This is a genomic window from Bacteroides sp. AR29 (genome assembly GCF_900217715.1).
Lineage (GTDB): Bacteria > Bacteroidota > Bacteroidia > Bacteroidales > Bacteroidaceae > Bacteroides > Bacteroides uniformis.
This window is the reverse complement of sequence record NZ_OBMS01000005.1, coordinates 149,202-171,827: the sequence shown is the minus strand read 5'-3', so window position 1 is coordinate 171,827 and position 22,626 is coordinate 149,202. Positions and strand designations below refer to the sequence as shown.

The window sequence follows — 22,626 nt, the reverse complement described above, 5'->3', positions numbered from 1 at the left end:
AATCAAGAAGTTTATATATGAAGGTTATCCGTGCTTTCTGTCTTTGTTGGCTGTTGATGCTGGCGGACGGAGTGTCAGCTCAGTTGGTAGATAAAGTGCTCAGTGTTTTAGGTGAGGATAGTGTGGGGAGTGTCACAGTGGCAAGGACTGACTCCGATTCGATTCAGTTGTCGCTTGTCCGGCAGGAGTTGGAAACAGCCCGGCTGAATGAGGCGAACCTGCGGATGGAAATGGAGCAGATGAAGTTGGCGGGCTATGCGGCCGATTCGGTGAAGCTGGCATTGCAGAAACAACGCATTGATTCGTTGCGGACGGTGACACCGGGTATTCCGGTGGTGGTGGAGAAGGACACTTTGTTCTATCTGTATGCCAAGCGTGGAGGGCATACGCCCCAACAGCGAGCCAAAGATGTAAGCAACGTCATCGAAGCATTGGGCACGCGTTTCAATCTGCGTCCGGACTCTGTTTATTTAGAGAGTACGGATATTGTTACGGACTTGATGTATGGCGAAAAGGTCATCATTTCCTTTACCGATCAGGATGCTTTGTGGGAAAACTGTACCCGCGACCAGCTGGCCGCCAGCAAGAGGCATGTCGTGGTGGACAAACTGAAAGCCATGCAGAAGGAGCATAGCTTGTGGCAGTTGGGTAAGCGTATCTTGTACTTTATCCTGGTGCTTGTGGGACAGTTCTTCTTGTTCAAGTTTACCAACTGGCTGTTCAGAAAACTCAAACTACGCATTCAGAAGCTGAAGGATACCAAGCTGAAACCGATCTCTATTCAGGATTATGAATTGCTGGATACGCAGAAGCAGGTCAACCTGCTGGTGTTTGTTGCCAACCTGGTGCGTTATGTAGTCATGCTGTTGCAGTTGCTGCTGACGGTTCCGTTATTATTCTCCATTTTCCCTCAGACCAAGAGCTTGGCTTATACATTATTCTCCTACATCTGGAATCCTATAAAGGTCATCTTGAATGGAATAGCCGACTATATACCCAATCTGTTCACTATCTTTGTGATATGCTATGCGGTGAAGTATCTGGTCAGACTGGTGCGTTATCTTGCCAATGAGGTGCAGGCTGAACGGCTGAAGATAAACGGCTTCTATCCGGATTGGGCCATTCCTACCTATCATATTGTGCGCTTCTTGCTTTATGCGTTTATGATTGCCATGATTTACCCTTATCTGCCGGGTTCCAAGTCGGGAGTCTTCCAGGGAATCTCCGTGTTTGTCGGCTTGATTGTTTCGCTCGGTTCCAGTACGGTTATCGGCAATATCATTGCAGGACTGGTCATAACCTACATGCGGCCTTTCAAGCTGGGTGACCGCATCAAGCTGAACGATACTACGGGCAACATCATTGAGAAAACGCCGCTTGTCACCCGCATCCGTACCCCGAAGAATGAGGTGGTGACCATTCCGAACTCTTTCATCATGTCTTCCCATACGGTCAATTACAGCCAGTCTGCCCGTGAGTATGGATTGATTATCCATTCGGAGGTCAGTATTGGCTACGATGTTCCGTGGCGGAAGACACATCAGCTGTTGATAGAGGCTGCATTGAATACTCCTGGAGTGATAGATGATCCCCGTCCGTTTGTATTGGAGACTTCCCTTCAGGATTATTATCCGGTTTATCAAGTGAATGCCTATATCAGGGATGCCAACAGCCTTAGCCAGATTTACTCTGATTTGCATCAGAATATCCAGGATGCCTTCAACGAAGCAGGCATCGAAATCATGTCTCCTCACTACATAGCTACGCGTGACGGCAGTGAGACGACCATACCCAAGGATGACTTGCGGGAGAAAAAGCAGTAAGGGAGCCGGTTATCGTGCCAGTAAAATCTCTGCAAACGGTACGTAGAACATAAACATCCTCCATTTCTTTGTCTGGAAATCATAAGTTTCGATGAAGTCGCCTTCACGATAGCCTGCAAACTGCACGTAGAGTTTCCTTGTCTGCCCGTCCTTGGAGTAGTACATGGTAGCGGAGCGTACGGCGTTGGGGTAGGTGGCGAAAGACTCTTTCAAGTTTCCGGCAGTAGTATCCCATAAGCAGAATTGCGTATCTCCACCATTGGCACGGGAAACGATATAGCCTCCTTTGCATTGCAGGCTGTTTGGGTTTTCGGGGGATGGTTCCATAATCCGGAAAGGTATCAAGGCTTCGGCCTTGATGGGGTCGTAGCAATGCATCTTTTCTTTGGCGATGTCTATCACGACGGGCGAGAAGGTGCCGTCGCCGTTGTTGGCCGAGAGCAGCATGTGGGCGTCGGCTATCACGCCCGGATAGCGTGAGAGGGATTCGGGCCTCAGTCCATCCGGTAATGGTATTTCGGGAGTATGTATCGGTGGCATATTCAACCGGGTATATACCGGATAAGAGATGCTACAGTAGGTGAGGAGCTTATCTCCGGCCATTTCCAGGGAAACAGTGTTGTTGAAGTCCGAGCAGATGGTAATTGCGTTACGTTCTACCGGGTTACACCAATAGTGCATGCAGAGGTCGTATCCATCGATGAAACTACTGCCGTCTTTCTCCCGTATCCCGCAGAGGATGTTGGTGCCGGGGATGTTGGCGGCAAGGTGGAAATCTTCGTCGTCATGGAACTGGATTACTTCCGATATTTCTTGTGTTACCAGGTCGATACGGGTGATGCCGCGGGGAACGGTCGGTGTGTAAATGGCGTGGGAGTTGGTGATACCGTAGAGATATGGTTCTTCGGGGGATTGTCCGTCGGCTACCGAAATCTGGCCGAGAGGCTGAAGCTGTCCTGCCCGTTCCAGGAACATTTCTACCCGTGAGGCGGGCCAGTGTCCGGGGGCAAGGAAAGTAATGCTGTTGGTGGTTTGCTCCGTGGTAACGGCGCGTGTGTAGCGTGAATACCCTTCGGGAAAGAGAGGATTGTCGGCTATCGGCCAGTAGATGTCCAATATGATTTGGTCGCCGCTCTGCAAGCCGTCGGCTTTGACGGTCACGGCATCACCGGGATTGAAGGTCTTTCCGGCATCGGATATGGTGATATTGGTCACAAAAGCGGATTGTTTCTCTTTGTCGTCATCACTGCAAGCGGCAAGTAGCAGGCTGATTAGTAGCAGGAAGTGTATCTTCTTCATCATAGTTATGTATTGACAAATGCAAATATAGGGCTTTTTCTTGTATTCCTGCGGATAGGCTTTGTTTTTGTCGTATGAGATGGAAAAATCCTCCTACGAAACATGGTCTTTTGCTTCGTGGGAGGAAAGTGGTTGTTCGGCAGGGCTTCGGGGGAATGCGCCTGCTTGCGTGCCGGCTTGGATTATTTGCTGCGCGTCACCGTGTGCAATACATTCCCTTTCTTGTCAATCATGCGCAGTTCCAGTGTCTTTTTGCTGGCCGATACAATGGAGAAACCCGGTTCGGGGCTGCAGAATACGGTCCCTTCGATGGGCTTCACCTTGCGGGCGAGCGAACCGGCAGAATTGGTGATATAGTCGATGTCGCTGCCTGCCACGCGTACGTGCTGGAAGTTGTGGATGTGCCCGCAGATGTACATATCCACCTTGTGCTTGCGCAGGATGGGATCGAGACGTGCCTGCATATCCGCACGTTCGCTCTCGTCCTTCGGGGTTTCGGCATAGATGGGATGGTGTCCGGCAACGATAACCCAGTCCTCTTTGGCGGTAGTCAGTACGGAATCTATCCAGGAAAGTTGTTGCTGGTAATCCTGCTTGCAGGCATCGGGATAGGTCTCGCTTTCGTTGCGGTATTTGTCAATCATCGGGGCGGTGTCTACCCAAAGGATGCGGATGGTAGCGCCGTTGTCCTCGAACGTCTTGGTATAATAACGGGCGGGCATGGTCCAGCGGCGGCTGATATTACTGTAGTCGAGCACAGCCTGCGTATTGCCGCGGTATTCGTGGTTGCCCAGCAGGGGGAACCAGTCTATCATCAGCTCCGGGTGGCTGTAAATAAGTTCGTAGTTGGTCATCCAAAGCGGGTCGTTCACGCTACGTACGCCTTCAAAGTGGTGTACATCGCCGGTGGCAAGAACGAATTCGGGGCCTACTTCTTCTGCCATTTGTCCCATCAGTTCGGCGATGGGCTTTTGGTCGTAGTAGCCGTTACGGCCGAGGTCGTTGGCTACGTAGAAGTTGAACTTCTTGTCGAAGATGGAGTAATCGGTGATTTGGGCAATGGCTGCGTTGCCGAGTAGGGCAATAAACAGTAAAAGGAATATTTTCTTCATTGTCATTATTAAATTGTTGAGTAGTTAATGTTGATAACTTGTTGAGATAGAATTCGCTGTTTAAAAATTAATCTTCACTCCCGCATTCACTTTCACGCCGTAGTATTCTGCCTGCATGGTACGGTCTTTTGTGCCCTGGTAGTAGCGTAGCGGCTGGTTCAGCAGGTTGTTGGCTTCGGCGTAGAAGGTAGTCTTGAACTTCTTTCCGAAGGTATAGCTGGCGTTTACGTCCATATAGTTCACCTTGTCGTAGTAGCGGTCGTAGAAGGTGCTTTCTCCCATTTCGTCGATGAAATCGGAAGCGAAGTTATAGCTCAGGCGCAGATTCAGACCGCCTTTCTCAAAGTATAGGGAAGCATTTGCGGTATGCTCCGGAGAGCCTGGCATGCTCAAGTCTTTCTCATTCTCGCGGCCTTCGAAGTTGAAGTCTTCCACACGGGAGTGGGTGTAGGTGTACGTTCCGTAGAAACCTACACATTTCAGAGCGGGAGCAATGAAGCTGAAGTCGCGCTGGTAGGATAACTCTACCCCTACCAGGTTGGCGTTGCCCGCATTCTTGGGTTGGGTGAAGCGGGTGTAGGTGTTACCCTGGTATTCGTAGTTGGTGCTCACCTGGTCTACGATGAAGTCGTCTATCTTCTTGTAGAAGATGCCGGCGCTTATCAGACCGATGCTGCGGAAGTAGTAGTCGGCACTCAAGTCGAAGTTGTAGGAGACGGTAGGTTTCAGCTCCGGGTTTCCGATGGTGATTTCGTTGTCGGAACGTTTGATGTTCACACTGGGCACGAGGGCCGAGTATTTGGGGCGTGACAAGGTTTGGGTAAACGAACCGCGCACTTTGAAGTCATCGTTTACATTCCACTTTACGAGCAGCGACGGCAGGAAGTTGATGTAGCTGTTGCGCTGACGGTCGGTCTTGCTGGTGAGGTCTTCGTCGGCATCGTAGGTGCGTCCCGTATAGGCAAGGTTGGTGTTCTCTATGCGAAGTCCGGTCATCAGTTCCACGTCTTTTGTCAGTTTTTGGTCGAAGCGGAGGTAGCCGGAAGTCACGGTTTCGCGGGCGTTGAAGTTTCCGGCAAGTTCTTCCTGCACCTGCTCTTTCTCAAAGAGGGAAGCGTTGTTCAAGTCTAAAGAGCCGGTGTATTCCTTGCTGGCGTAGATGCCTGCCTGGTATTTGTTGTTGGGCATGAAGTTCTTGTTGGTCTGGTCCACTGTATTTGCCAGGCTGTTCGTCATGAAGGCATCCTCGTCCAGAGGAGAGTATTCGTAGAAGTCCACTTCTTTATCCTTGGTCTTGCGCACTACCTTTGCGCCGAACTTCAGCTTGTTGCCGTTCTTGAAGGGAAGTTTGAAGTTGGCGGAGAACTTCAGGTCCTGCTCCTTGATGTCTTCCTGCTGTTCCGTCAGCTCTTTCAGGCTGAATTCATCGTTCAATGTCATGGTAGAGCCTGTTTTGGGGCTGGCAAAGGGTTGGCGTTCGTCGCTCAGGTCCATGTCGAACTTCTGTTTCTTCAGTTGGAAGTCGATGTAGCGTTCGTTGGGACGTTCTTCGCTGGCTTTGGCATAGCTGGCGTGCCAGTCCATGGAGAGGGCGCCGAAGAGGTGTTCGCCGCCGAGGGCAAAGTCCATGGTGCGCTGGCGTTCCAGGCGGGCGTTACGGTTGTCCGGCGTACCGGCTTTGGTCTGTATGCGTACAGTGGCGTTGCCGTCGGGGTCAAGGTCTTTCAGCGTGGTACGGTAGCGGTTCTCCCAGTCGTTGCGGTTGTTGAAGATGCCTTTGAAGGTCAGTTTGTGGTTGGCATTGATGTCCCAGTCCAGTGCGGCAGAGTAGCTTTGGCGTTCGCGGGTGACGTAGTATTGGCGGATTTGGTAGTCGTTGACGTACGTCTTGCCGTCATCGTCCTGCTCCCACACGAATTCGGTGTCGTAGGAACCGGAAGGTGAGTTCTGATAGGAGGCCGATACAATCAAGCCGAGTTTGTCGTTGAAGAAGCGGTCGCCGTAGGTGAAGCCAAGGTTCAGTTGCGCCTTTTCGCTCACCCAGTTGTAGCCGGTTCCGGCGGTGGCGGCAATGGTACGCTTGTAGGGGGAGTTCTTGGTGACGAGGTTGATGCTGCCGCCGATGGCGTCGCCGTCCATATCGGCGGTTACTACCTTGTTCACTTCGATGGTCTGAATCATGTCTGCCGGAATGAGGTCGAGCTGTACGTTGCGCGTATCGCCTTCGGCAGAGGGAACGCGGTTGCCGTTGATGGTGACGGAGCTGAGGTCGGCACTCGTGCCCCGCACTTGCCCGAAGCGTGCCTCGCCTTGGTCGTACTGCACGTTGATGCCGGAGATGCGTTTAAGGGCGTCACCGATGTTGGAGTCGGGGAACTTGCCTACCTGGTCGGCAGAGACTACATTCGTAATCCCCATGTTGTTTTTCTGTGAGTTGATGGCACGGCGCTGTCCCTGGAAGGCGCCGCCTACCACCACTTCCTGCAACTCCACGCCTTCGTTCAGTACGACGTCTTTTTCCAGTGTACGGCCTGCGGGGATGGTGATTTTCAGTTCTACGGGAGAGTAGCCCACGTAGCTCACCTTTACTGTATAGGTTCCCGGGTCAAGGTTAGAGAAAGTGTAGAAGCCGTTGACGTCGCTCGTCACGCCAGTGTGTAGTTTCTCGATGTAGATGGATGCGCCCGGGAGAGTTTGTTTAGTGGCGTCGATGATGCGTCCACGTACAGTTCCTTGTTTCGTGACATTTGCTTTTTCGTCGGCAATGGCCGTATTGACGGTGGCGGTGAATAGGAGTAAGAATAAGAATGCTCTCAAAATCTGTTTCATACTTGTTATTATCTGTTAATAATCTGCCGCAAAAGTAGAGGGTTGCCGTTACGTGGAGGTTGCGGAGCGTTGAAGAACAGATAACGATTCAGTTACAATGAGGTTACATAAATTCTTGGAGGTAGTACCTTTTCGGCGGTATCTCCCTTTGCCGTCATCTGGCAGACTGATGCTAAAGATGCACGAGATGTGCATCTCGGACTGTATGAGATGTACATCTCGAGCAACATGAGATGTACATCTCGTGCAGGGGAAGGTATAGGGGTTGGTGTCTTATCCCGTAGCCTGGCAGCGGATAAGTACCTTCTTCTCGTCTGCCAGAATAGTGGCAAAGAGATAAGTGCCTCCCCCTTCGGCCAATTTCAGTCGTTTGCGCAGTTCGGCCACGGTGGCGGGGAAGTTGCGCACGGTGAGGTTCGCCTTTTTCTCGGCAGCCAGCATCTCTTTCACTTCTTTCTTGCCGAAGCCGCAGGAGGAGGTAATCCGGAACTTGCGGCCGGGGAAGTCCGGCAGGAAGTGCTCCGAGGTGTAGAGGTGGCTGTTGGGATGCAGTTTTTCCACCTTATACAATGAGGAGAGGCTGCGGAATGCACCGGCTTTCAGCACGGAGGCATTCGGTTCGTAGAGGTATGATTTCAGTTGAGGGGTGTAGGGGCATGCACGCTCCTTCTCCTGCCGGCGGGTGAAGACGAGGGCTTGGGGAGCCGGTACACCGGTGAAGTTGACGCAATGGATGGGGATGTCGTCTGCCGGCACTCCTTCGCCTTGTCCCAGCAAGAGCAGCAGTTCCTTGCATTCGTTGCCCACGGAGACGATGTGTGCCTGGCGGACATGCTTCAAATCGTTCAGGGCGAGGGTGAGGTCGAGCATGGGGGAGAGTTTTACCAGTACGTGTCTTGCCTTGCGCAGCAGCAGTTCTTCGAGGGCGGCTATATCGGGTTCGCAGTCGCCGATGGCTACGGTCTTTCCACCGTGTCCATCGCGGCGGGCAGGGTCTATGAATATACAGTCCACGGGCTCCATCTCTTGCAGATGGCAGACGCTGTCTGCGTGGCAGACGGAGATGTGGTTCAGGCCGAGGACAGGGAAGTTGTGTGCGGCTATCTGGCAGAGGGTTTCCTGGCGCTCGACGTAAGTGGCATGCCCGAAGCGGGAGGAGAGATAGGCGCAGTCGATGCCGAAACCTCCGGTGAGGTCGGTAAAGGTGCCGGCTGATGCGGGGGTACTGTTCTGCGCGGGATGTTCTTGTTCTGTATGTAGCAGGTTAGTTATAATCTCCGCTTTATACTGTGCCGTTGCTTGGGAGGAGCATTGTTCCAGAGAAAGGTGGGCGGGGTAGAGTATATGCTCGTTCTCGGCCCATGCGGGTATCTTCTCTTTGGCAATCTGCCAGCCGGAAATCTGTGTGATGGCGGCGGGCATGTCTACCGAAGGGTAGCGGCGTGCCTGCAAGGCAAGGCTGCGCACGTCGTCGCGGCGATGCTCGCGGATGAAGCGGAGGGTGTCTTGGGATAAAGGCATGGCTTGGCTTATTTATTCTGATGCAAAGTTATCTCAAAAAGGACAAAGTGGGGCATAAATTCGCAGCTTTCTGTCTGATTATTTTTCAGACACAGATGACGCTGATAATACAGATTAAGAATATTAAAAATCCGCGTCATCTGCGTCATCCGCGTCAAAGCGATAGCAAATTTAAGTTTCCGGACAAGCTGGGGGTGAGAGTTAAGGGATGACCCGGTATCGCTCCTTTGCCGTCTGCCTGCTGACGCGGTTGAAGTGCCACCATTCGCTGGGTAGCGGGTGGAATCCGGCTTCTTTCATTACCTGCCGGAGCAGCAGCCGGTTTTCACGTTCTTGTTCCGTCAGCTTGCCTTGTGCCACGAGCACGGCTTCTTCTGTGATGTGGGCTTCCCTGCCCAGATGGTCTACCGGGGTGCCCATGGGCAGAGGGGTTCCTTTATCGTCGAGTATGCTGATGTCCACTGCCAACCCGTAGTTGTGCAGGCCGCCGCCGCGTGAGGGGTTGGAGACATAGATGTATTTGGAGGTTCCTTTCACTACGTTCCACATCTTCTGCTGTACGGACAAGGGGCGCGCTGCGTCGTAGACGATAAGGCTGTAGCCGGGGTACTGTTCTTTCAGCAGGCGTTGTGCCCGCTTCAGGCTTTTCATGGCATCGGGGTGCAGGTAGGCTTCTTTCAGGTCTTCGTACAATAGGGTTCCGGTGAAATTGTCGGCACGGGTGTACATCAAGTCGATGGCGATGCTGCTGTCCGCTTCGGCGATGCTGACGAAACCGAGGGAGTCCAGGTAGCGGGCTGTTCGGCTTTTGGCCGGAGCCGGAGGGACGGGTGCCGCTATGGTGTCGGCGTACGGGATGGTGGTCTCCGTATCTGGGTCTTGTGTCTGCTTTGGCGCTTGTTTTCTGCTACAACCGCATAGTGAGCAGCCAAGCAGCAGATATAACAAGTAAAAGAAATATCGTTCCATCTTACAAGGCATTCTTGGCGGTAAGGATTGATTTCATCAAGGCTATGTCCGAACTGACTTCTCCCTGCATCAAGTATTTGTTTTTCCGTTGGCAGGTGGCTTCGTAAATCTCCTTTGCTTTTGCTGTGTCCTTGTCCCGGTAGAGTGCCAGGGCGCAGAGCAGCCGCTGTTTGGAAGACGTCACATCCTTATATTGCCGGATGTAGGTATCCAGCTCATCGGTATATAATTCTTCTGCCCGTGCGGTCCTCTTTGTCACCAATGCGGTGAAGAGCAGCTCGCAAGCGGTTTCCTTTATCAAAAGCCCGATGACTTCGTGCCGGTGGCTCATTATTTTCTCAAATGCATTGTAGGCGGCTTCCCATTCTTCGCAGTCGAGCAGGCGCGAGGCGCTCATCAAGGCTATGGTGACCTGCAGGGCATCTTTGTAGTTGATGTCTTCCGTTTGGCTGAACCATTCGGCAGGCATGTCCTTAGGACGCATGCCCTCTTGCACCAATGCGTTGATGCGCAGCTGGGTGACCAGTGCCTGCTTGCTCTTGCTGTCCTTGAGAAGCAGGCACATGTTGTCGGCATCATTGCCGATGCCGCCCATCTTCATGGGGATGCCGTTCATCCCTGCAAGGAGAATGCCAATCAAAGAGAGCATCAGAAGGAAGAATTTCAGCAGGTAAGGCAGCCCGTCTACGGTCAGCAGGGGGAGGAAGGCAAGGATGGCGGTCAGCAGGTTGGCAAGCACTCCACCCAGGTTGTACAAGGTGGTTGGGATATCTTCAAGAGGCCTTTCGGGTGGGGTAAGCAGGCATTGGCCTCCCGTTCCGGCAAGGCTGAAACGCTTGATGCATAATTTCCCGTCTTTCCGTATGAAGGTAAGGTTGAAGATGCGGAAGGAGACGAAGCGGTAGCCGGTTGCCAGTCCGCAGACAAGATGCCCGCCTTCGTGCAGAAGCACTTGCAGGAAGATGGAGAACAGCAGAATCAGTATGGCTAACAAGGAAACTCCTACTGTCTCCAGCATGCCGGTTTCGGCAAACTTGCTGTGTAAACCGTCGAACGAGTCTCCTAAAACCAGGACTCTTACACCTATTATTCCTACAAAGCCGATGCATGCCCCGACCATGAATCCTCCGGCCAATTTAAATACTTTCTTCATCCTGATATCTTGATAAATGTGTTTGCCGGCAAAGGTAAAGGATTTTATCTGAAATGCAACAGCTTGCCCCATGTATCATAAAAAGAAAGAGATTGTGATTGCCACAACCTCTTTCCGTCACCTAAACCCACTACGCAGGCTACAGATAGGGAATTATAGTAATATAGATACCCGTAATGATGGCTTCTTGCTTTTCTGTCCTTATCTTAGGGTATACTTTCCCAAATCTTTGTTATGTTCGTAATATTTCCGAGTATATCCTATAGATTCCATCTTCTCTTTATTGACAGTTTAATAATCTGCATTTTCGAATTCCACAATATGAGGCAGTATTGGAAATCGGTTATCATGATGCTGGTTTATTCTGTGCTTTTATCAGTAACCAACTACTGACTCGCTTTTTCAATATTTTTGCATATGATAGTTGCGTTCTTGGTATACTCTTTGTCAATCCCATTATGCTGGCAATGGTCGTTTTAAATTTCGAACATTCTGCTCCGTGCCAGCATGCAGGCCCCAACTACTCCAGCCTTGTCTTTTAGCTTGGAAACAGTCACCGTGGCGTCTTTGTTGACCAGATTCAATGAGTATTTCCTTATTGCCGTTTTGATTGGCTGCACTATATAGTCTCCTGTTGATGATAGTGTACCCCCGATTATTACTAGTTCCGGATTGAATATGCTTATTAATCCAGCTATTTGCCTTCCCAGTTTTTGGCCTATTTCTTCCACTATCTCAATGCATAGCAAGTCCTCTTTATTGACTGCGGTGATGATTTCATCCAAGGTGGGCGGATTTTCTGCAGTCCGTTTTGATAGTATGGAACTTTCTCCGCTACCGATTCTTTCCAACAGGATGCGGTGTAGTGCCGATCCTGAGGCTTCCGTTTCCAGGCATCCTTTTTTGCCGCAGTGGCACAGTATTTCATTATCGAAAACATTGACATGCCCGAATTCTCCGGAAAATCCAGATTTTCCCGTGTATACCTTCCCGTCTATGATGATGCCGATTCCGAGTCCCCAGCTTATGTTGACAAAGATGATGTCCTTTTCCCCTTTGACGCATCCTTGCATATGCTCTCCATAGGTCATGGCCCTTGTGTCGTTGTCTATGCAGACCGGGTATCCTATCTTTTCATTCAGTACATCCGCCAAAGGACGCTCTGAAAAGTTGAACATGCTGAAACTATATCCTGATTCCGGATTTACTCTTCCGGAGATGTTGATGCAGATGTTCATTATCTTCTTGTCGTTGATTTCCGTTCCCTTTATGAAGTTTCGGATGAGTGCACACAGTTCTTCCAAAGCTTCCTGTGTATTTTCGAACTTGTATGGTATGTTCATCTTGATTTCCACCATATCCCCCTTGAAATTGATCAGTCCGATGTTTATGGCAAATTTCTTAATGTCCACTCCAATGAAGTATCCTGATTCCGGGTTGAGTCCGTATAGGCTTGGATGGCGGCCGCTACTGGTCTCCAGTTTCCCATAGTCGTTTATATAGTTGTCCTCACACATTTCATTGATGAATTTGGTGGTTGTGGGCACACTCAGATCGAGTTCCTTGGCCAAATCGGTAATAGTGGAGCTCCCATTATATATATAATGTGTGATGATCCTTTTTTTTAAGAGTGCATTCTTGCTCCCGGTTTCCATTTCTTTTAATAAGTTCTGTTTCATATGTATGTATTTTTATGTTATTTACTCTATTTTGTTTATTATATTAATAAATACGGATTTATTATTCTGAAATATTATGTATTTGATTTGTTATTATGTAAATTGTTTTGTAATTACGCGTTAATATATATTAATTGTAGGTTATATATTAATTAAATACTTTATTAAGTCTTGCAAATATAATAAATATATCTATATTTGCAGCGTGATAATTGAATAATAACAATTAATATCTAAAACAATGAAAAACATAATTGATTTTTTATCTTAAAAAAGTGTATTCGATAGGTTTAATATATAATGGTTGATCTTAATTTTATTAATAATGAAAACACGCAGGGATTTTTTAAAGAGGACCGCTTTGTTCGGTGCGTCTGCATTCATGGCCCCTTCATTGTTGGGGCGAGAGGGTGATGGGGATTGCTTCTTTTCTCAAGAGTCTGCCTCTTCCATGCTAGTTCCCATGGGCGATGCACTTAAAATTACCGGCACGTTCTTGGATGAGATATCCCATGATATTCCCCATCAGAATTGGGGGGAAAGGGAATGGGATCAGGATTTCCGGTATATGCAGAGTATTGGAATTGACACGGTCATAATGATCCGGTCGGGTTATCGCAAATTCATTACTTATCCTTCGGCGCATTTGCTGGGCAAAGGGTGTTATATGCCTTCCGTCGATTTGTTGGACATGTTCCTTCGGCTGGCGGGGAAATATCACATGAAGTTCTATTTTGGTTTATATGATTCGGGCAAGTACTGGGATACCGGTGACCTTTCGTGGGAGGTTGAGGATAACAAGTATGTGATTGATGAGGTGTGGAGCAGGTACGGTGAGAAGTACAAGAGTTTCGGCGGATGGTATATCAGTTGTGAGATAAGCCGTAAGACGAAGGGTGCCATTGATGCCTTTCATGCGATGGGCAAACAATGCAAGGATGTCTCCGGCGGTTTGCCGACTTTTATTTCTCCGTGGATTGACGGGAAAAAGGCCGTGATGGGTACAGATAAGTTGACAAAGGAGAATGCGGTTTCTGTTCAGGAGCATGAAAGGGAGTGGAATGAAATTTTCGATGGCATTCATGATGTGGTTGACGCCTGTGCTTTTCAGGACGGACATATCGATTACGATGAACTGGATGCTTTCTTTACGGTGAACAAAAAGCTGGCTGATAAGTATGGCATGAAATGTTGGACAAACGCTGAAACCTTTGATCGTGACATGCCCATCGACTTTTTGCCTATTAAGTTTGACAAGTTACGGATGAAGCTGGAGGCTGCCAAGCGAGCCGGTTATGACAAGGCCATCACTTTTGAGTTTTCTCATTTTATGAGTCCCCAATCAGCATATTTGCAGGCAGGACACTTGTATAATAGGTATAAGGAATATTTCAATATTAAGTGATTATGAATTTTATGCTCAGATTGTTTTGCAGTTGTTGTCTGTTCTTGGTTGTCTCAATCATGCAGGCTGCAATTTATCCAGATCCCGTTGAAGGCGTGGTGACCTGTAAAGGCAAAGGGCTTGCTGGTGTTGTGGTGACAGATGGTTTTGACGTGGTGCTGACTGATGCTCAGGGCCGTTATGAGTTGCCGCGCAACCGGGATGCTCGGTTTGTATATCTTTCCACGCCTGCAGGTTATCTGCCGCAAGAGGGTGGTGGGCATATCGCTTTCTTTTTCCCGCTTAAGAAAGGCCGTTTAAAGTATGATTTTGAATTGAAGAGGAATCTGAAAGATGATATGAAGCATGTGTTTATGGTACAGACTGATGTGCAAGTCAGCTGTCAGGAGCATTTAGACAGTTATCGTTCTTATGTAGGTAAGGCACGAGCCTTTATGGAAAAGTATGCCAAGGAGCGTGATGCCTTCGTGTTGGATTGTGGTGACATTGTGGGTAATACTCCTGGTTTATACCCAGATTACATTCAAGTGTCTGGCGGTCTGGGATTGCCTGTTTACCGTATCATAGGAAATCATGATATGGAAATGGGTGTACGTTCTTTTGAACATTCATACAAGACCTATGAGGACTATTTTGGTCCCATTTATTATTCTTTCAATCGTGGAAAGGCACATTATATTATACTAGACAATTGTTTTTATATCAATAGGGATTATCGTTATATAGGTTACATTGATGAACGTACACTGCAATGGATAGAGAAAGATTTGGCTTTGGTGCCGAAAGATCATCTGGTATTTGTAATGATGCATATTCCTTCCAGCACTACCAAGGACATCAAGTTCAATGCCTTGCTACCCGACGAGACAAGCAATGCCAATAGTCTGTATGATTTGCTGAAAGACCATGAGGCACACCTCATTACCGGACATACCCATGTGAACGGTAACGTGGTGTTCAACGACCGGTTAATGGAACACAATACAGCTGCTGTATGTGCAGGTTTTTGGAAATCCATGCTTTGTTCTGACGGTACCCCCCAAGGCTTTGGACTTTATGAGGTAGATGGTAATCAGGTGAAGTGGCACTACAAAGCGGTAGATTATCCGCTGGAATACCAGTTTCAGGCTTATGCTCCGGGTAGTTCGAAAGAGTTTCCCGAAGAAGTGCTGGCCAATGTCTGGAATTGGGATGAGCAGTGGAAGGTAGAGTGGTTCGAGAATGGTACTTGTATGGGTGAGATGACCCGTTGTAAAGGTTTGGATCCGGCTGCTGTAGAAGCTTTTTCCGATCGTGAAAAGATGGGTGCACTCTGGGTGAATGCTTTTCCTACCAATCATTTGTTTAAGGCTGTTCCTAAAGATAAAAAGGCTCGCATAGAAGTACTGGTGACCGATCGCTTCGGTACTGTTTATAAGCAACTTGTAAAAGAATAATTTGAATTTAATCGATAAATTTTATACTATGAAATCTTCGGTCAATATTGGTTATGTAGTTTTCTTGTCTGTTGTGGCTGCTTTGGGAGGATTTCTTTTCGGATATGATACAGCAGTCATTTCCGGTACCATTGCCAAGGTAACCGCTCAGTTTAATTTAGATACCATGTCGCAAGGGTGGTATGTGGGCTGTGCGTTGATAGGTTCCATTGTAGGAGTGCTCTTTGCTGGTATTTTAAGTGACAAGCTTGGTCGTAAACGTACCATGATTCTGTCGGCCATACTCTTTTCCATGTCTGCTATCGGTTGTGCGGTATGTGCAGATTTCAATCAGTTGGTGGTTTACCGTATTGTCGGAGGTGTAGGTATCGGTGTGGTTTCCATTGTATCCCCTCTTTATATATCCGAGGTGTCGGTAGCTCAGTATCGTGGACGCTTGGTATCACTTTATCAATTAGCGGTTACCATTGGCTTTTTAGGAGCTTATCTAATGAATTATCAGTTGCTTATGTATGCTGAGACCCATGCAGGAGCTGCCGATAGCTGGTTTAACTGGATTTTTGTGAATGAAGTATGGAGAGGAATGTTGGGAATGGAGACTTTGCCTGCTTTGCTGTTCTTTGCCATTGTCTTTTTTATTCCGGAAAGTCCGCGTTGGCTGATTGTCCGCAATCGTGAAGAACGTGCGGTCAATATTTTGGAGCACATTTACAGCTCTTCCAAAGAAGCGTTGGTGCAATTGAACGAAACGAAGTCTGTTCTTACTTCCGAAACCCAATCAGAGTGGTCCTTGCTTTTGTCGCCGGGTATTATGAAAGCCGTTATTATTGGTGTATGTATAGCCATCCTCGGACAGTTTATGGGAGTGAATGCAGTCTTGTATTATGGTCCTTCCATCTTTGAAGGGGCTGGCCTTTCCGGTGGCGATTCCTTGTTCTATCAGGTGTTGGTGGGGCTAGTCAATACCCTGACTACTGTACTGGCTCTTGCCATTATTGATAAAGTGGGTCGTAAGAAATTGGTGTATTACGGTGTTTCAGGCATGATTCTTTCATTGGTATTGATAGGCTTTTATTTTATTGCCGGAGAATCATGGGGCATTTCAAGCCTATTCCTGCTAGTTTTCTTTTTGTTCTATGTGTTTTGCTGTGCGGTTTCCATTTGCGCAGTCGTGTTTGTATTGCTTTCCGAAATGTATCCAATCCGGGTGCGTGGACTGGCCATGTCCATTGCCGGTTTTGCATTGTGGATAGGTACATACTTGATTGGGCAGCTTACCCCCTGGATGCTCCAAAATCTTACCCCCGCCGGAACATTCTTCCTGTTTGCTGCCATGTGTATTCCCTACATGCTGATAGTTTGGAAACTGGTGCCGGAGACCACCGGAAAATCATTGGAAGAGATTGAACGTTATTGGATGAAAACAAAAAATTGACCTTAATAATAGATATGATGAAAATTAGAAAAATTTTATTGAGTGGTTGTTTGGTGGCAACTTTATGCTCATGTGGTGGTTCTCAAAACGAGAATTTGAATCTTACTCTATCAAAAGATGCTCTGTTTGATAAAGTAAAAGGTGCTTGGGCCGGTCAGGTTATCGGCTGTACGTATGGAGGTCCTACAGAGTTCCGCTATCTGTCTACTATGATTCCGGATTCGATAGTGATGCCTTGGGGACCGGGTGAAATTAAAAAATGGTACGATGGTGGTGGCGGCCTTTATGACGATGTATATGTCGACCTGACTTTTGTGGAGACTTTTGAAAGATGCGGTTTGGATGCTCCGGCCGATTCTTTTGCCACAGCCTTTTTGGCTAAAGAATACCCTTTGTGTCATGCCAATCAGATGGCCCGTTACAATCTTCTTCATGGCTTGACTCCTCCTGCCAGCGGGCATTGGAAAAATAATCCCCATGCCAATTGTCTGGATTTTCAGATTGAAGCGGATTTTGCAGGTATCATGGCTCCAGGTATGGTAAATAGTGCTACTGAAATTTGCGATCGTGTAGGACACATCATGGCGTATGGCGATGGCTGGTATGGTGGTGTATATGTAGCAGCCATGTACTCTTTGGCTTATGTGAGCGATGATGTTGAGTATGTTGTGACAGAAGCGTTGAAGTCTATCCCTCAAGAGACTACTTTCTATGAGTGTATGACTGATGTTATCAACTGGTATAAGCAATATCCAAAGGATTGGAAGAAATGTTGGGAAGAAATAGAGAAGAAATGGGGAAGTAGCGATATTGATTGTCCCAGTTGTGTAGAAGTTCCTGCTAATATTGGAACTTGTGTAAATGGTGCGTATATCATTTTAGGATTGCTTTATGGACAAGGTGATTTTGAGAAGACGATTGATATTTCTACACGTGCCGGCCAAGATTCTGATTGTAATCCGGCTTCTTCCGGGGGAATTTTGGGAACAATGATTGGGTATAATCGCATTCCCGAGAAATTCAGAAAAGAGTTGACTGTGGTCGCGGATACTCCTTTTAATAATGCGGTGAGCTTTAATAAAGGTTGTGAATTGAGTTTTGAGCACGCTTTACAAATGATAGAAAAAAACGGTGGAAAAGTTGGAGGTGATGAAGTGATTATCCACTTCCAAGAGCCGGAATCAGTGCAACTGGAAATTAGTTTCGAAGGTTTGAAGCTTGATAAGAAAGTGGCAGTGGAGAATTGGATTGCTGATTTCCCAACTTTCGAATTTGAAGGTGTAGGAGCTGTAATTGAAGGTGAATTGAAAGGTGAGAATGTGCCCGAAGATTATGTTGCTGAGTTGGAGGTTTATTTCAATGATAGATTGATTGAAGTATGCAAGCTTCCGTTGAAGTATAATCACCGTAAGCATGAGCTGTTCTTTAATTATGTACAGCCTTATAGTAAATATGCAGTGACTTGTAAATGGGTAAACCCCGTTGAAGGAGCTGATATTTGGGTGAGAAATATAATTTCTTATACAACAGATAAATAATGTGAATGTAAAGGGCTGGTTTAGATGCATGCTGGATAAATAACGTTTCCAGCCCTGCTTTTTAAAAAAGAAAGAAGATGATGGATCTTAAGAAATTGGCGAATCAGTATAAGGACGAACTTATGAATAATGTTCTTCCTTTTTGGTTGGATCATTCCCAAGACACCGAATACGGTGGCTATTTTACTTGTCTGGATCGGGAGGGGAATATTTTCGACACGGATAAATTTATCTGGCTGCAAGGTCGGGAAGTATGGATGTTCTCCATGCTTTACAATAGGGTGGAGAAGCGTCAGGAGTGGCTTGATTGTGCCATTCAGGGTGGTGAGTTCTTGAAGAAATACGGGCACGATGGAAATTACAACTGGTATTTTTCATTGGATCGTGCAGGACATCCGTTGGTAGAGCCTTATAATATCTTTTCATACACTTTTGCAACGATGGCATTCGGGCAACTGAGTTTGGCCACCGAAAACCAAGAGTATGCGGATATAGCTAAAAAGACTTTTGACATTGTTTTGTCGAAAGTCGATAATCCGAAAGGAAAATGGAATAAGCTTCATCTGGGAACAAGAAACCTTAAAGGTTTTGCTTTGCCTATGATTCTATGTAACCTGGCATTAGAAATAGAGCATTTGCTTGACGAGGATTTTTTGGTAGAAACAATGGATACGTGCATTCACGAGGTGATGGAGGTGTTCTTGCGTCCGGAACTTGGAGGAATTATTGTTGAGAGCCTGAATGGCGACAATAGTTTGGTAGACTGTTTTGAAGGACGTCAGGTTACTCCGGGGCATGCCATTGAAGCCATGTGGTTTATCATGGATTTGGGTAAGCGGTTGAAACGCCCGGAATTGATAATGAAGGCTAAGAACACGGCTTTGAAGATGTTGGAATATGGTTGGGATAATGAATTTGGCGGTATCTATTATTTTATGGATCGCAAGGGATTCCCTCCCCAGCAATTGGAGTGGGATCAGAAACTCTGGTGGGTGCATATAGAGACGCTGATTTCATTGCTTAAAGGCTATCGGTTGACCGGAGACGAAAAATGTTTGGAGTGGTTTGAAAAAGTACATGGTTATGTATGGACGCATTTCAAGGATCAAGAATATCCGGAATGGTTTGGCTATTTGAATCGTAGAGGTGAAGTTCTGTTGCCTTTGAAGGGTGGCAAGTGGAAAGGTTGTTTCCATGTTCCCAGAGGGCTCTATCAATGCTGGAAGACCTTGGAAGAGATTGTTCTGGATAAACAATATTAAAAACTAATTCAATTGTTCGATTTTAAATTCTAGTTAAAATGAAAAACAAGTATTTTTGTTGGCTGTTCTTGTTGTTCACTTTGGTAAGTTTAGGTGCAAGTGCCCAAGTGAAGGTAGAGGGTAGTGTGTTCGACGAGATGGATAATCCGTTGATAGGTGTATCTGTTTTTACAGAGAATCGCAAGACTGGTGCAGTGACAGATGTGGATGGTCATTTTACGATTACTGTGCCCAATACTAAAGTGTCATTAACCTTTTCTTATGTAGGATATACTACTCAAAAGATTGCTCTGAAAGATAGAAAGCTTTTGAAAGTGGTTTTGAAAGAGGATTCCGAATTGTTGGATGAAGTGGTGGTAGTAGGCTATGGCACACAGAAAAAAATCAGTGTAACAGGTTCTATTGCTCAAGTGGGTAACAAAGAGTTGAAGAAGGCTCCAAGCGGGACACTTTCTAATATGTTAGCTGGACGTATTCCGGGGTTGATTGCTAAACAAAGCAGTGGACAGCCTGGGCAGGATGGTTCAAATCTTTATATTCGTGGTACAGGTGCTGGTGACGGTAACGCTTTGGTAGTAGTGGATGGTGTGATACAAGATTATTTTCCCTCTTTTTCTCCAGATGAAGTAGAATCAGTTACTATTTTGAAGGATGCCACAGCTGCTGCCGTGTATGGCGTACGTGCTGCTGCCGGTGTAATTTTGGTAACGACAAAACGTGGTACTGTACAAAAACCGACTGTAACGTTGAATTCTTCCGTTACGTTGAGCCAGAATACTAATTTTCCGAAATTTTTGAATGGTCCGGATTATGCCTATTGGTATAATAAAGCTCAGTTGATGGATGGTGTAGCTGAGGAGAATTTACGTTTTTCTCCCGAAGATATTGAACGTATAAATAATCCTGGAGAGGATGAAGAGATCTATGGTAATACAGACTGGTTTGATTTGCTTTTTAAAAATGTAGCTCCTACATATACGAATACGGTTTCTGTTTCTGGTGGTAATGAGCGTATCAAGTTCTTTGCTTCTTTGGGAGCTTATAATCAGGAAGGTATTGTCGAAAACACATCTTATGATAAGTATAATTTCCGTTCAAACTTGGATGCTAAGGTAACTAATAATATTGATTTTTCTTTGAATTTATCTGGGTTTGTAGATGACCAGCGTTCACCGGGTGCTTCTGTTGGTCCGAATGCTTATGCGGGAGTATTCCAACAAGCGATGTTGTCTTATCCTTATTTGAGGCCTTATACCAAAGACGGTATGCCTATAGCAAGTCAAAATACAGCAGGTAATGGTAATAATAACCCTTTAGGTGCCAGAGACTTGTCTGGATATCAATCAAGTAAGACTACTAAGTTTCAAGGTGATATTTCTTTATGTTATAAGTTGCCTATCAAGGGGCTTTCAGCAAAATTGGATGCTGCTTTTTTGAAGAGTCATTCAATGAGGAAAGCTGCAATGACACCGTATAATGTTTATTCTTGGAATCAAACGACACATCAGGGTAATGTTGAAAAAGGGCGTATCTGTTCAATGGCATCTGTCTCACACTGGTACGGTTCCCAGCAGCGTTATACGATAAGACCTACCATTGAATATGCTAATAAATTTGGTAAGCACGATGTCTCAGGTTTGTTCTTGTATGAATATGCCAGAGAAGATTATGAAGGAATATCTGCTGGACGGGAGGATTTTCCGATTACAGATATAATGGATATGAGTTACGGTTTGAAAGTCAGCGAAAATTTAGTCAAGGGCAGTCATAGTAATGACAAACGTGCAGGCTATGTTATGCGTTTTAATTATGCTTATGATGAAAAGTATCTGCTTGAGTTTACAGGACGTGTGGATGCTTCTACTGCACTTCCGGCTCATAACCGTTGGGGCTTTTTCCCTGCCGTTTCTGTCGGTTGGCGAATTTCTCAAGAAGATTTCTTTAAAGAAGCCGTTCCTTTTATGGATAATTTAAAGATTCGTGCTTCTATAGGACGTTTAGGTAGTGATCGTGCTATTGAGAGCACTATGACTTATTTTTCTACAGCAACCTTATCTGCTGACCCCGTAGTCGTATTTGGTACTAATGCTTTGAAAGATATAGGTATGAGTGGGCCTATTTGTCCGGATTTGAAATGGCAATTGACTGATACCTATAATATTGGTGTTGAGTCTAATATGTGGAATGGCCTATTGGGGCTTGAATTGGATGTATTCTACATGAAGACCACTCGTTCTCTGGAAGGTCAGTCTGGGAAATTTCCACCTTCTTTAGGCAGTTACTTCCCGGGATATATTAACTATGGTTCACATGACAATCGTGGTTTTGAATTGGTATTGACGCACCATAATAAAATTCGAGATTTTAATTATCATGTACGAGGCAACTTGTCATGGGCTCGTAACAAAATCTTGAAAGTTACAGAAGATGCTAATGTGCCGATTTATAAACGTGCTACAGGGCAAAGTATGGGACGCTATTTGGGATTCGTTGCAGAAGGATTATTTCAATCGGAAGAAGAAATAGCTCACAGCGCTTTGTTTGAAGGGTCTACAAATACAAAACCAGGTGATATTAAATTGAAAGACATTAACGGTGATGGAAAGATTACTTGGGATCAAGATATGGTACCCATTGGTCGTAGTAGTATTCCGGAAATGGTATTTGGATTAAATTTAGGAGCTGAATGGAAGGGATTTGATTTCAGTATGTTCTGGCAGGGAGCTGCTATGTTCGATGTGAATTTATGCGGTATTTATGATAGTGGAATTCGTGACGATACGTTCTATACCCGTCCGTTTTATGCTGATGGAAATACCCCTTATTATTTGGTGGAAGGCTCTTGGCGTCCTGATAATCCCAATGCAAAATTTCCTCGTTTAGGGATTGAGGCTCGCGATAATGGTGGAAAATTCTCTTCTTGGTGGGTAAAAGATGGTACATATTTACGTTTGAAATCAGTTCAGTTAGGTTATACACTTCCTAAGAAATTGACGGAAAAGGCTGGATTTAGAACTATTCGTGCTTATGTGAGTGGTGGTAATTTGCTGACTATTTGTGGACTGGATTATATGGATCCGGAAATGCCTGGAGTAAATCAAGGATATTATCCTCAGCAGCGTACTTATGAATTTGGTTTAAACATTACTTTCTAAAAATTTAATC

Annotated in this window: 14 protein-coding genes; 7 read left to right on the top strand and 7 right to left on the bottom strand. The window is 46.4% G+C overall.

Annotated elements, in window-relative coordinates:
* The first annotated feature begins 17 nt into the window (after positions 1 to 17).
* Positions 18 to 1,823, top strand: a complete 1,806-nt coding sequence (locus tag CSD97_RS04805; RefSeq protein ID WP_005830910.1) for a mechanosensitive ion channel family protein — start codon at positions 18 to 20, stop codon at positions 1,821 to 1,823.
* A gap of 9 nt (positions 1,824 to 1,832) precedes the next feature.
* Here CSD97_RS04805 and CSD97_RS04800 read toward each other — a convergent pair whose 3' ends face one another.
* From CSD97_RS04800 to CSD97_RS04765, 7 genes are all read right to left on the bottom strand, one after another.
* Positions 1,833 to 3,125 carry a WD40-like domain containing protein gene (locus tag CSD97_RS04800; protein ID WP_098032013.1) on the bottom strand — a complete coding sequence of 431 codons (1,293 nt, stop codon included), beginning with the start codon at positions 3,123 to 3,125 and terminating at the stop codon, positions 1,833 to 1,835.
* A gap of 179 nt (positions 3,126 to 3,304) precedes the next feature.
* Complete coding sequence (locus CSD97_RS04795) at positions 3,305 to 4,234, bottom strand: metallophosphoesterase (RefSeq protein ID WP_034532659.1); 930 nt, start codon at positions 4,232 to 4,234, stop codon at positions 3,305 to 3,307.
* A gap of 60 nt (positions 4,235 to 4,294) precedes the next feature.
* Positions 4,295 to 7,063, bottom strand: a complete 2,769-nt coding sequence (locus CSD97_RS04790) for a TonB-dependent receptor (protein ID WP_098032012.1) — start codon at positions 7,061 to 7,063, stop codon at positions 4,295 to 4,297.
* 273 nt (positions 7,064 to 7,336) lie between these two features.
* Complete coding sequence (locus CSD97_RS04785; RefSeq protein WP_098032011.1) at positions 7,337 to 8,584, bottom strand: SAM-dependent methyltransferase; 1,248 nt, start codon at positions 8,582 to 8,584, stop codon at positions 7,337 to 7,339.
* A 201-nt stretch (positions 8,585 to 8,785) separates the two neighbouring features.
* Positions 8,786 to 9,553: a M15 family metallopeptidase gene (locus tag CSD97_RS04775; protein WP_022400968.1), complete on the bottom strand. Its 768-nt coding sequence runs from the start codon at positions 9,551 to 9,553 to the stop codon at positions 8,786 to 8,788.
* A gap of 1 nt (position 9,554) precedes the next feature.
* Positions 9,555 to 10,706, bottom strand: a complete 1,152-nt coding sequence (locus CSD97_RS04770; protein ID WP_229079537.1) for a hypothetical protein — start codon at positions 10,704 to 10,706, stop codon at positions 9,555 to 9,557.
* Positions 10,707 to 11,182: 476 nt separating this feature from the next.
* Complete coding sequence (locus CSD97_RS04765; protein ID WP_035447319.1) at positions 11,183 to 12,385, bottom strand: ROK family transcriptional regulator; 1,203 nt, start codon at positions 12,383 to 12,385, stop codon at positions 11,183 to 11,185.
* A 325-nt stretch (positions 12,386 to 12,710) separates the two neighbouring features.
* Between CSD97_RS04765 and CSD97_RS04760 the strand changes: the two genes are divergently transcribed.
* The 6 genes from CSD97_RS04760 to CSD97_RS04735 all read left to right on the top strand — a co-directional run bounded on the left by CSD97_RS04760 (position 12,711) and on the right by CSD97_RS04735 (position 22,616).
* The gene (locus CSD97_RS04760; protein ID WP_035447803.1) at positions 12,711 to 13,790 is read left to right on the top strand and encodes a DUF4434 domain-containing protein; all 1,080 of its coding nucleotides are present in this window, start codon (positions 12,711 to 12,713) and stop codon (positions 13,788 to 13,790) included.
* An 11-nt stretch (positions 13,791 to 13,801) separates the two neighbouring features.
* Positions 13,802 to 15,226 (top strand): calcineurin-like phosphoesterase C-terminal domain-containing protein, encoded by a 1,425-nt coding sequence (locus CSD97_RS04755; protein ID WP_172793031.1) that lies wholly within the window; start codon positions 13,802 to 13,804, stop codon positions 15,224 to 15,226.
* 28 nt (positions 15,227 to 15,254) lie between these two features.
* Positions 15,255 to 16,661, top strand: coding sequence for a sugar porter family MFS transporter (locus tag CSD97_RS04750; RefSeq protein WP_057281458.1), 1,407 nt, complete (start codon positions 15,255 to 15,257; stop codon positions 16,659 to 16,661).
* 17 nt (positions 16,662 to 16,678) lie between these two features.
* On the top strand, positions 16,679 to 18,199 hold the full coding sequence (locus CSD97_RS04745; protein WP_098032036.1) for an ADP-ribosylglycohydrolase family protein: 1,521 nt from the start codon (positions 16,679 to 16,681) through the stop codon (positions 18,197 to 18,199).
* Between the two features lie 80 nt (positions 18,200 to 18,279).
* Entirely contained in the window at positions 18,280 to 19,461 is a 1,182-nt protein-coding gene (locus CSD97_RS04740; RefSeq protein ID WP_098032035.1) for an AGE family epimerase/isomerase, read from the top strand.
* Positions 19,462 to 19,499: 38 nt separating this feature from the next.
* Complete coding sequence (locus CSD97_RS04735; RefSeq protein WP_098032009.1) at positions 19,500 to 22,616, top strand: TonB-dependent receptor; 3,117 nt, start codon at positions 19,500 to 19,502, stop codon at positions 22,614 to 22,616.
* The last annotated feature ends 10 nt before the right edge of the window (positions 22,617 to 22,626 follow it).

What these genes read in the sequence shown, in the direction of transcription:
- CSD97_RS04805 (WP_005830910.1), top strand. Translation starts at nt 18, where the DNA reads ATGAAGGTTATCCGTGCTTTCTGTCTTTGTTGGCTGTTGATGCTGGCG.
- CSD97_RS04800 (WP_098032013.1), bottom strand. Translation starts at nt 3,125, where the DNA reads ATGATGAAGAAGATACACTTCCTGCTACTAATCAGCCTGCTACTTGCC.
- CSD97_RS04795 (WP_034532659.1), bottom strand. Translation starts at nt 4,234, where the DNA reads ATGAAGAAAATATTCCTTTTACTGTTTATTGCCCTACTCGGCAACGCA.
- CSD97_RS04790 (WP_098032012.1), bottom strand. Translation starts at nt 7,063, where the DNA reads ATGAAACAGATTTTGAGAGCATTCTTATTCTTACTCCTATTCACCGCC.
- CSD97_RS04785 (WP_098032011.1), bottom strand. Translation starts at nt 8,584, where the DNA reads ATGCCTTTATCCCAAGACACCCTCCGCTTCATCCGCGAGCATCGCCGC.
- CSD97_RS04775 (WP_022400968.1), bottom strand. Translation starts at nt 9,553, where the DNA reads ATGGAACGATATTTCTTTTACTTGTTATATCTGCTGCTTGGCTGCTCA.
- CSD97_RS04770 (WP_229079537.1), bottom strand. Translation starts at nt 10,706, where the DNA reads ATGAAGAAAGTATTTAAATTGGCCGGAGGATTCATGGTCGGGGCATGC.
- CSD97_RS04765 (WP_035447319.1), bottom strand. Translation starts at nt 12,385, where the DNA reads ATGAAACAGAACTTATTAAAAGAAATGGAAACCGGGAGCAAGAATGCA.
- CSD97_RS04760 (WP_035447803.1), top strand. Translation starts at nt 12,711, where the DNA reads ATGAAAACACGCAGGGATTTTTTAAAGAGGACCGCTTTGTTCGGTGCG.
- CSD97_RS04755 (WP_172793031.1), top strand. Translation starts at nt 13,802, where the DNA reads ATGCTCAGATTGTTTTGCAGTTGTTGTCTGTTCTTGGTTGTCTCAATC.
- CSD97_RS04750 (WP_057281458.1), top strand. Translation starts at nt 15,255, where the DNA reads ATGAAATCTTCGGTCAATATTGGTTATGTAGTTTTCTTGTCTGTTGTG.
- CSD97_RS04745 (WP_098032036.1), top strand. Translation starts at nt 16,679, where the DNA reads ATGAAAATTAGAAAAATTTTATTGAGTGGTTGTTTGGTGGCAACTTTA.
- CSD97_RS04740 (WP_098032035.1), top strand. Translation starts at nt 18,280, where the DNA reads ATGGATCTTAAGAAATTGGCGAATCAGTATAAGGACGAACTTATGAAT.
- CSD97_RS04735 (WP_098032009.1), top strand. Translation starts at nt 19,500, where the DNA reads ATGAAAAACAAGTATTTTTGTTGGCTGTTCTTGTTGTTCACTTTGGTA.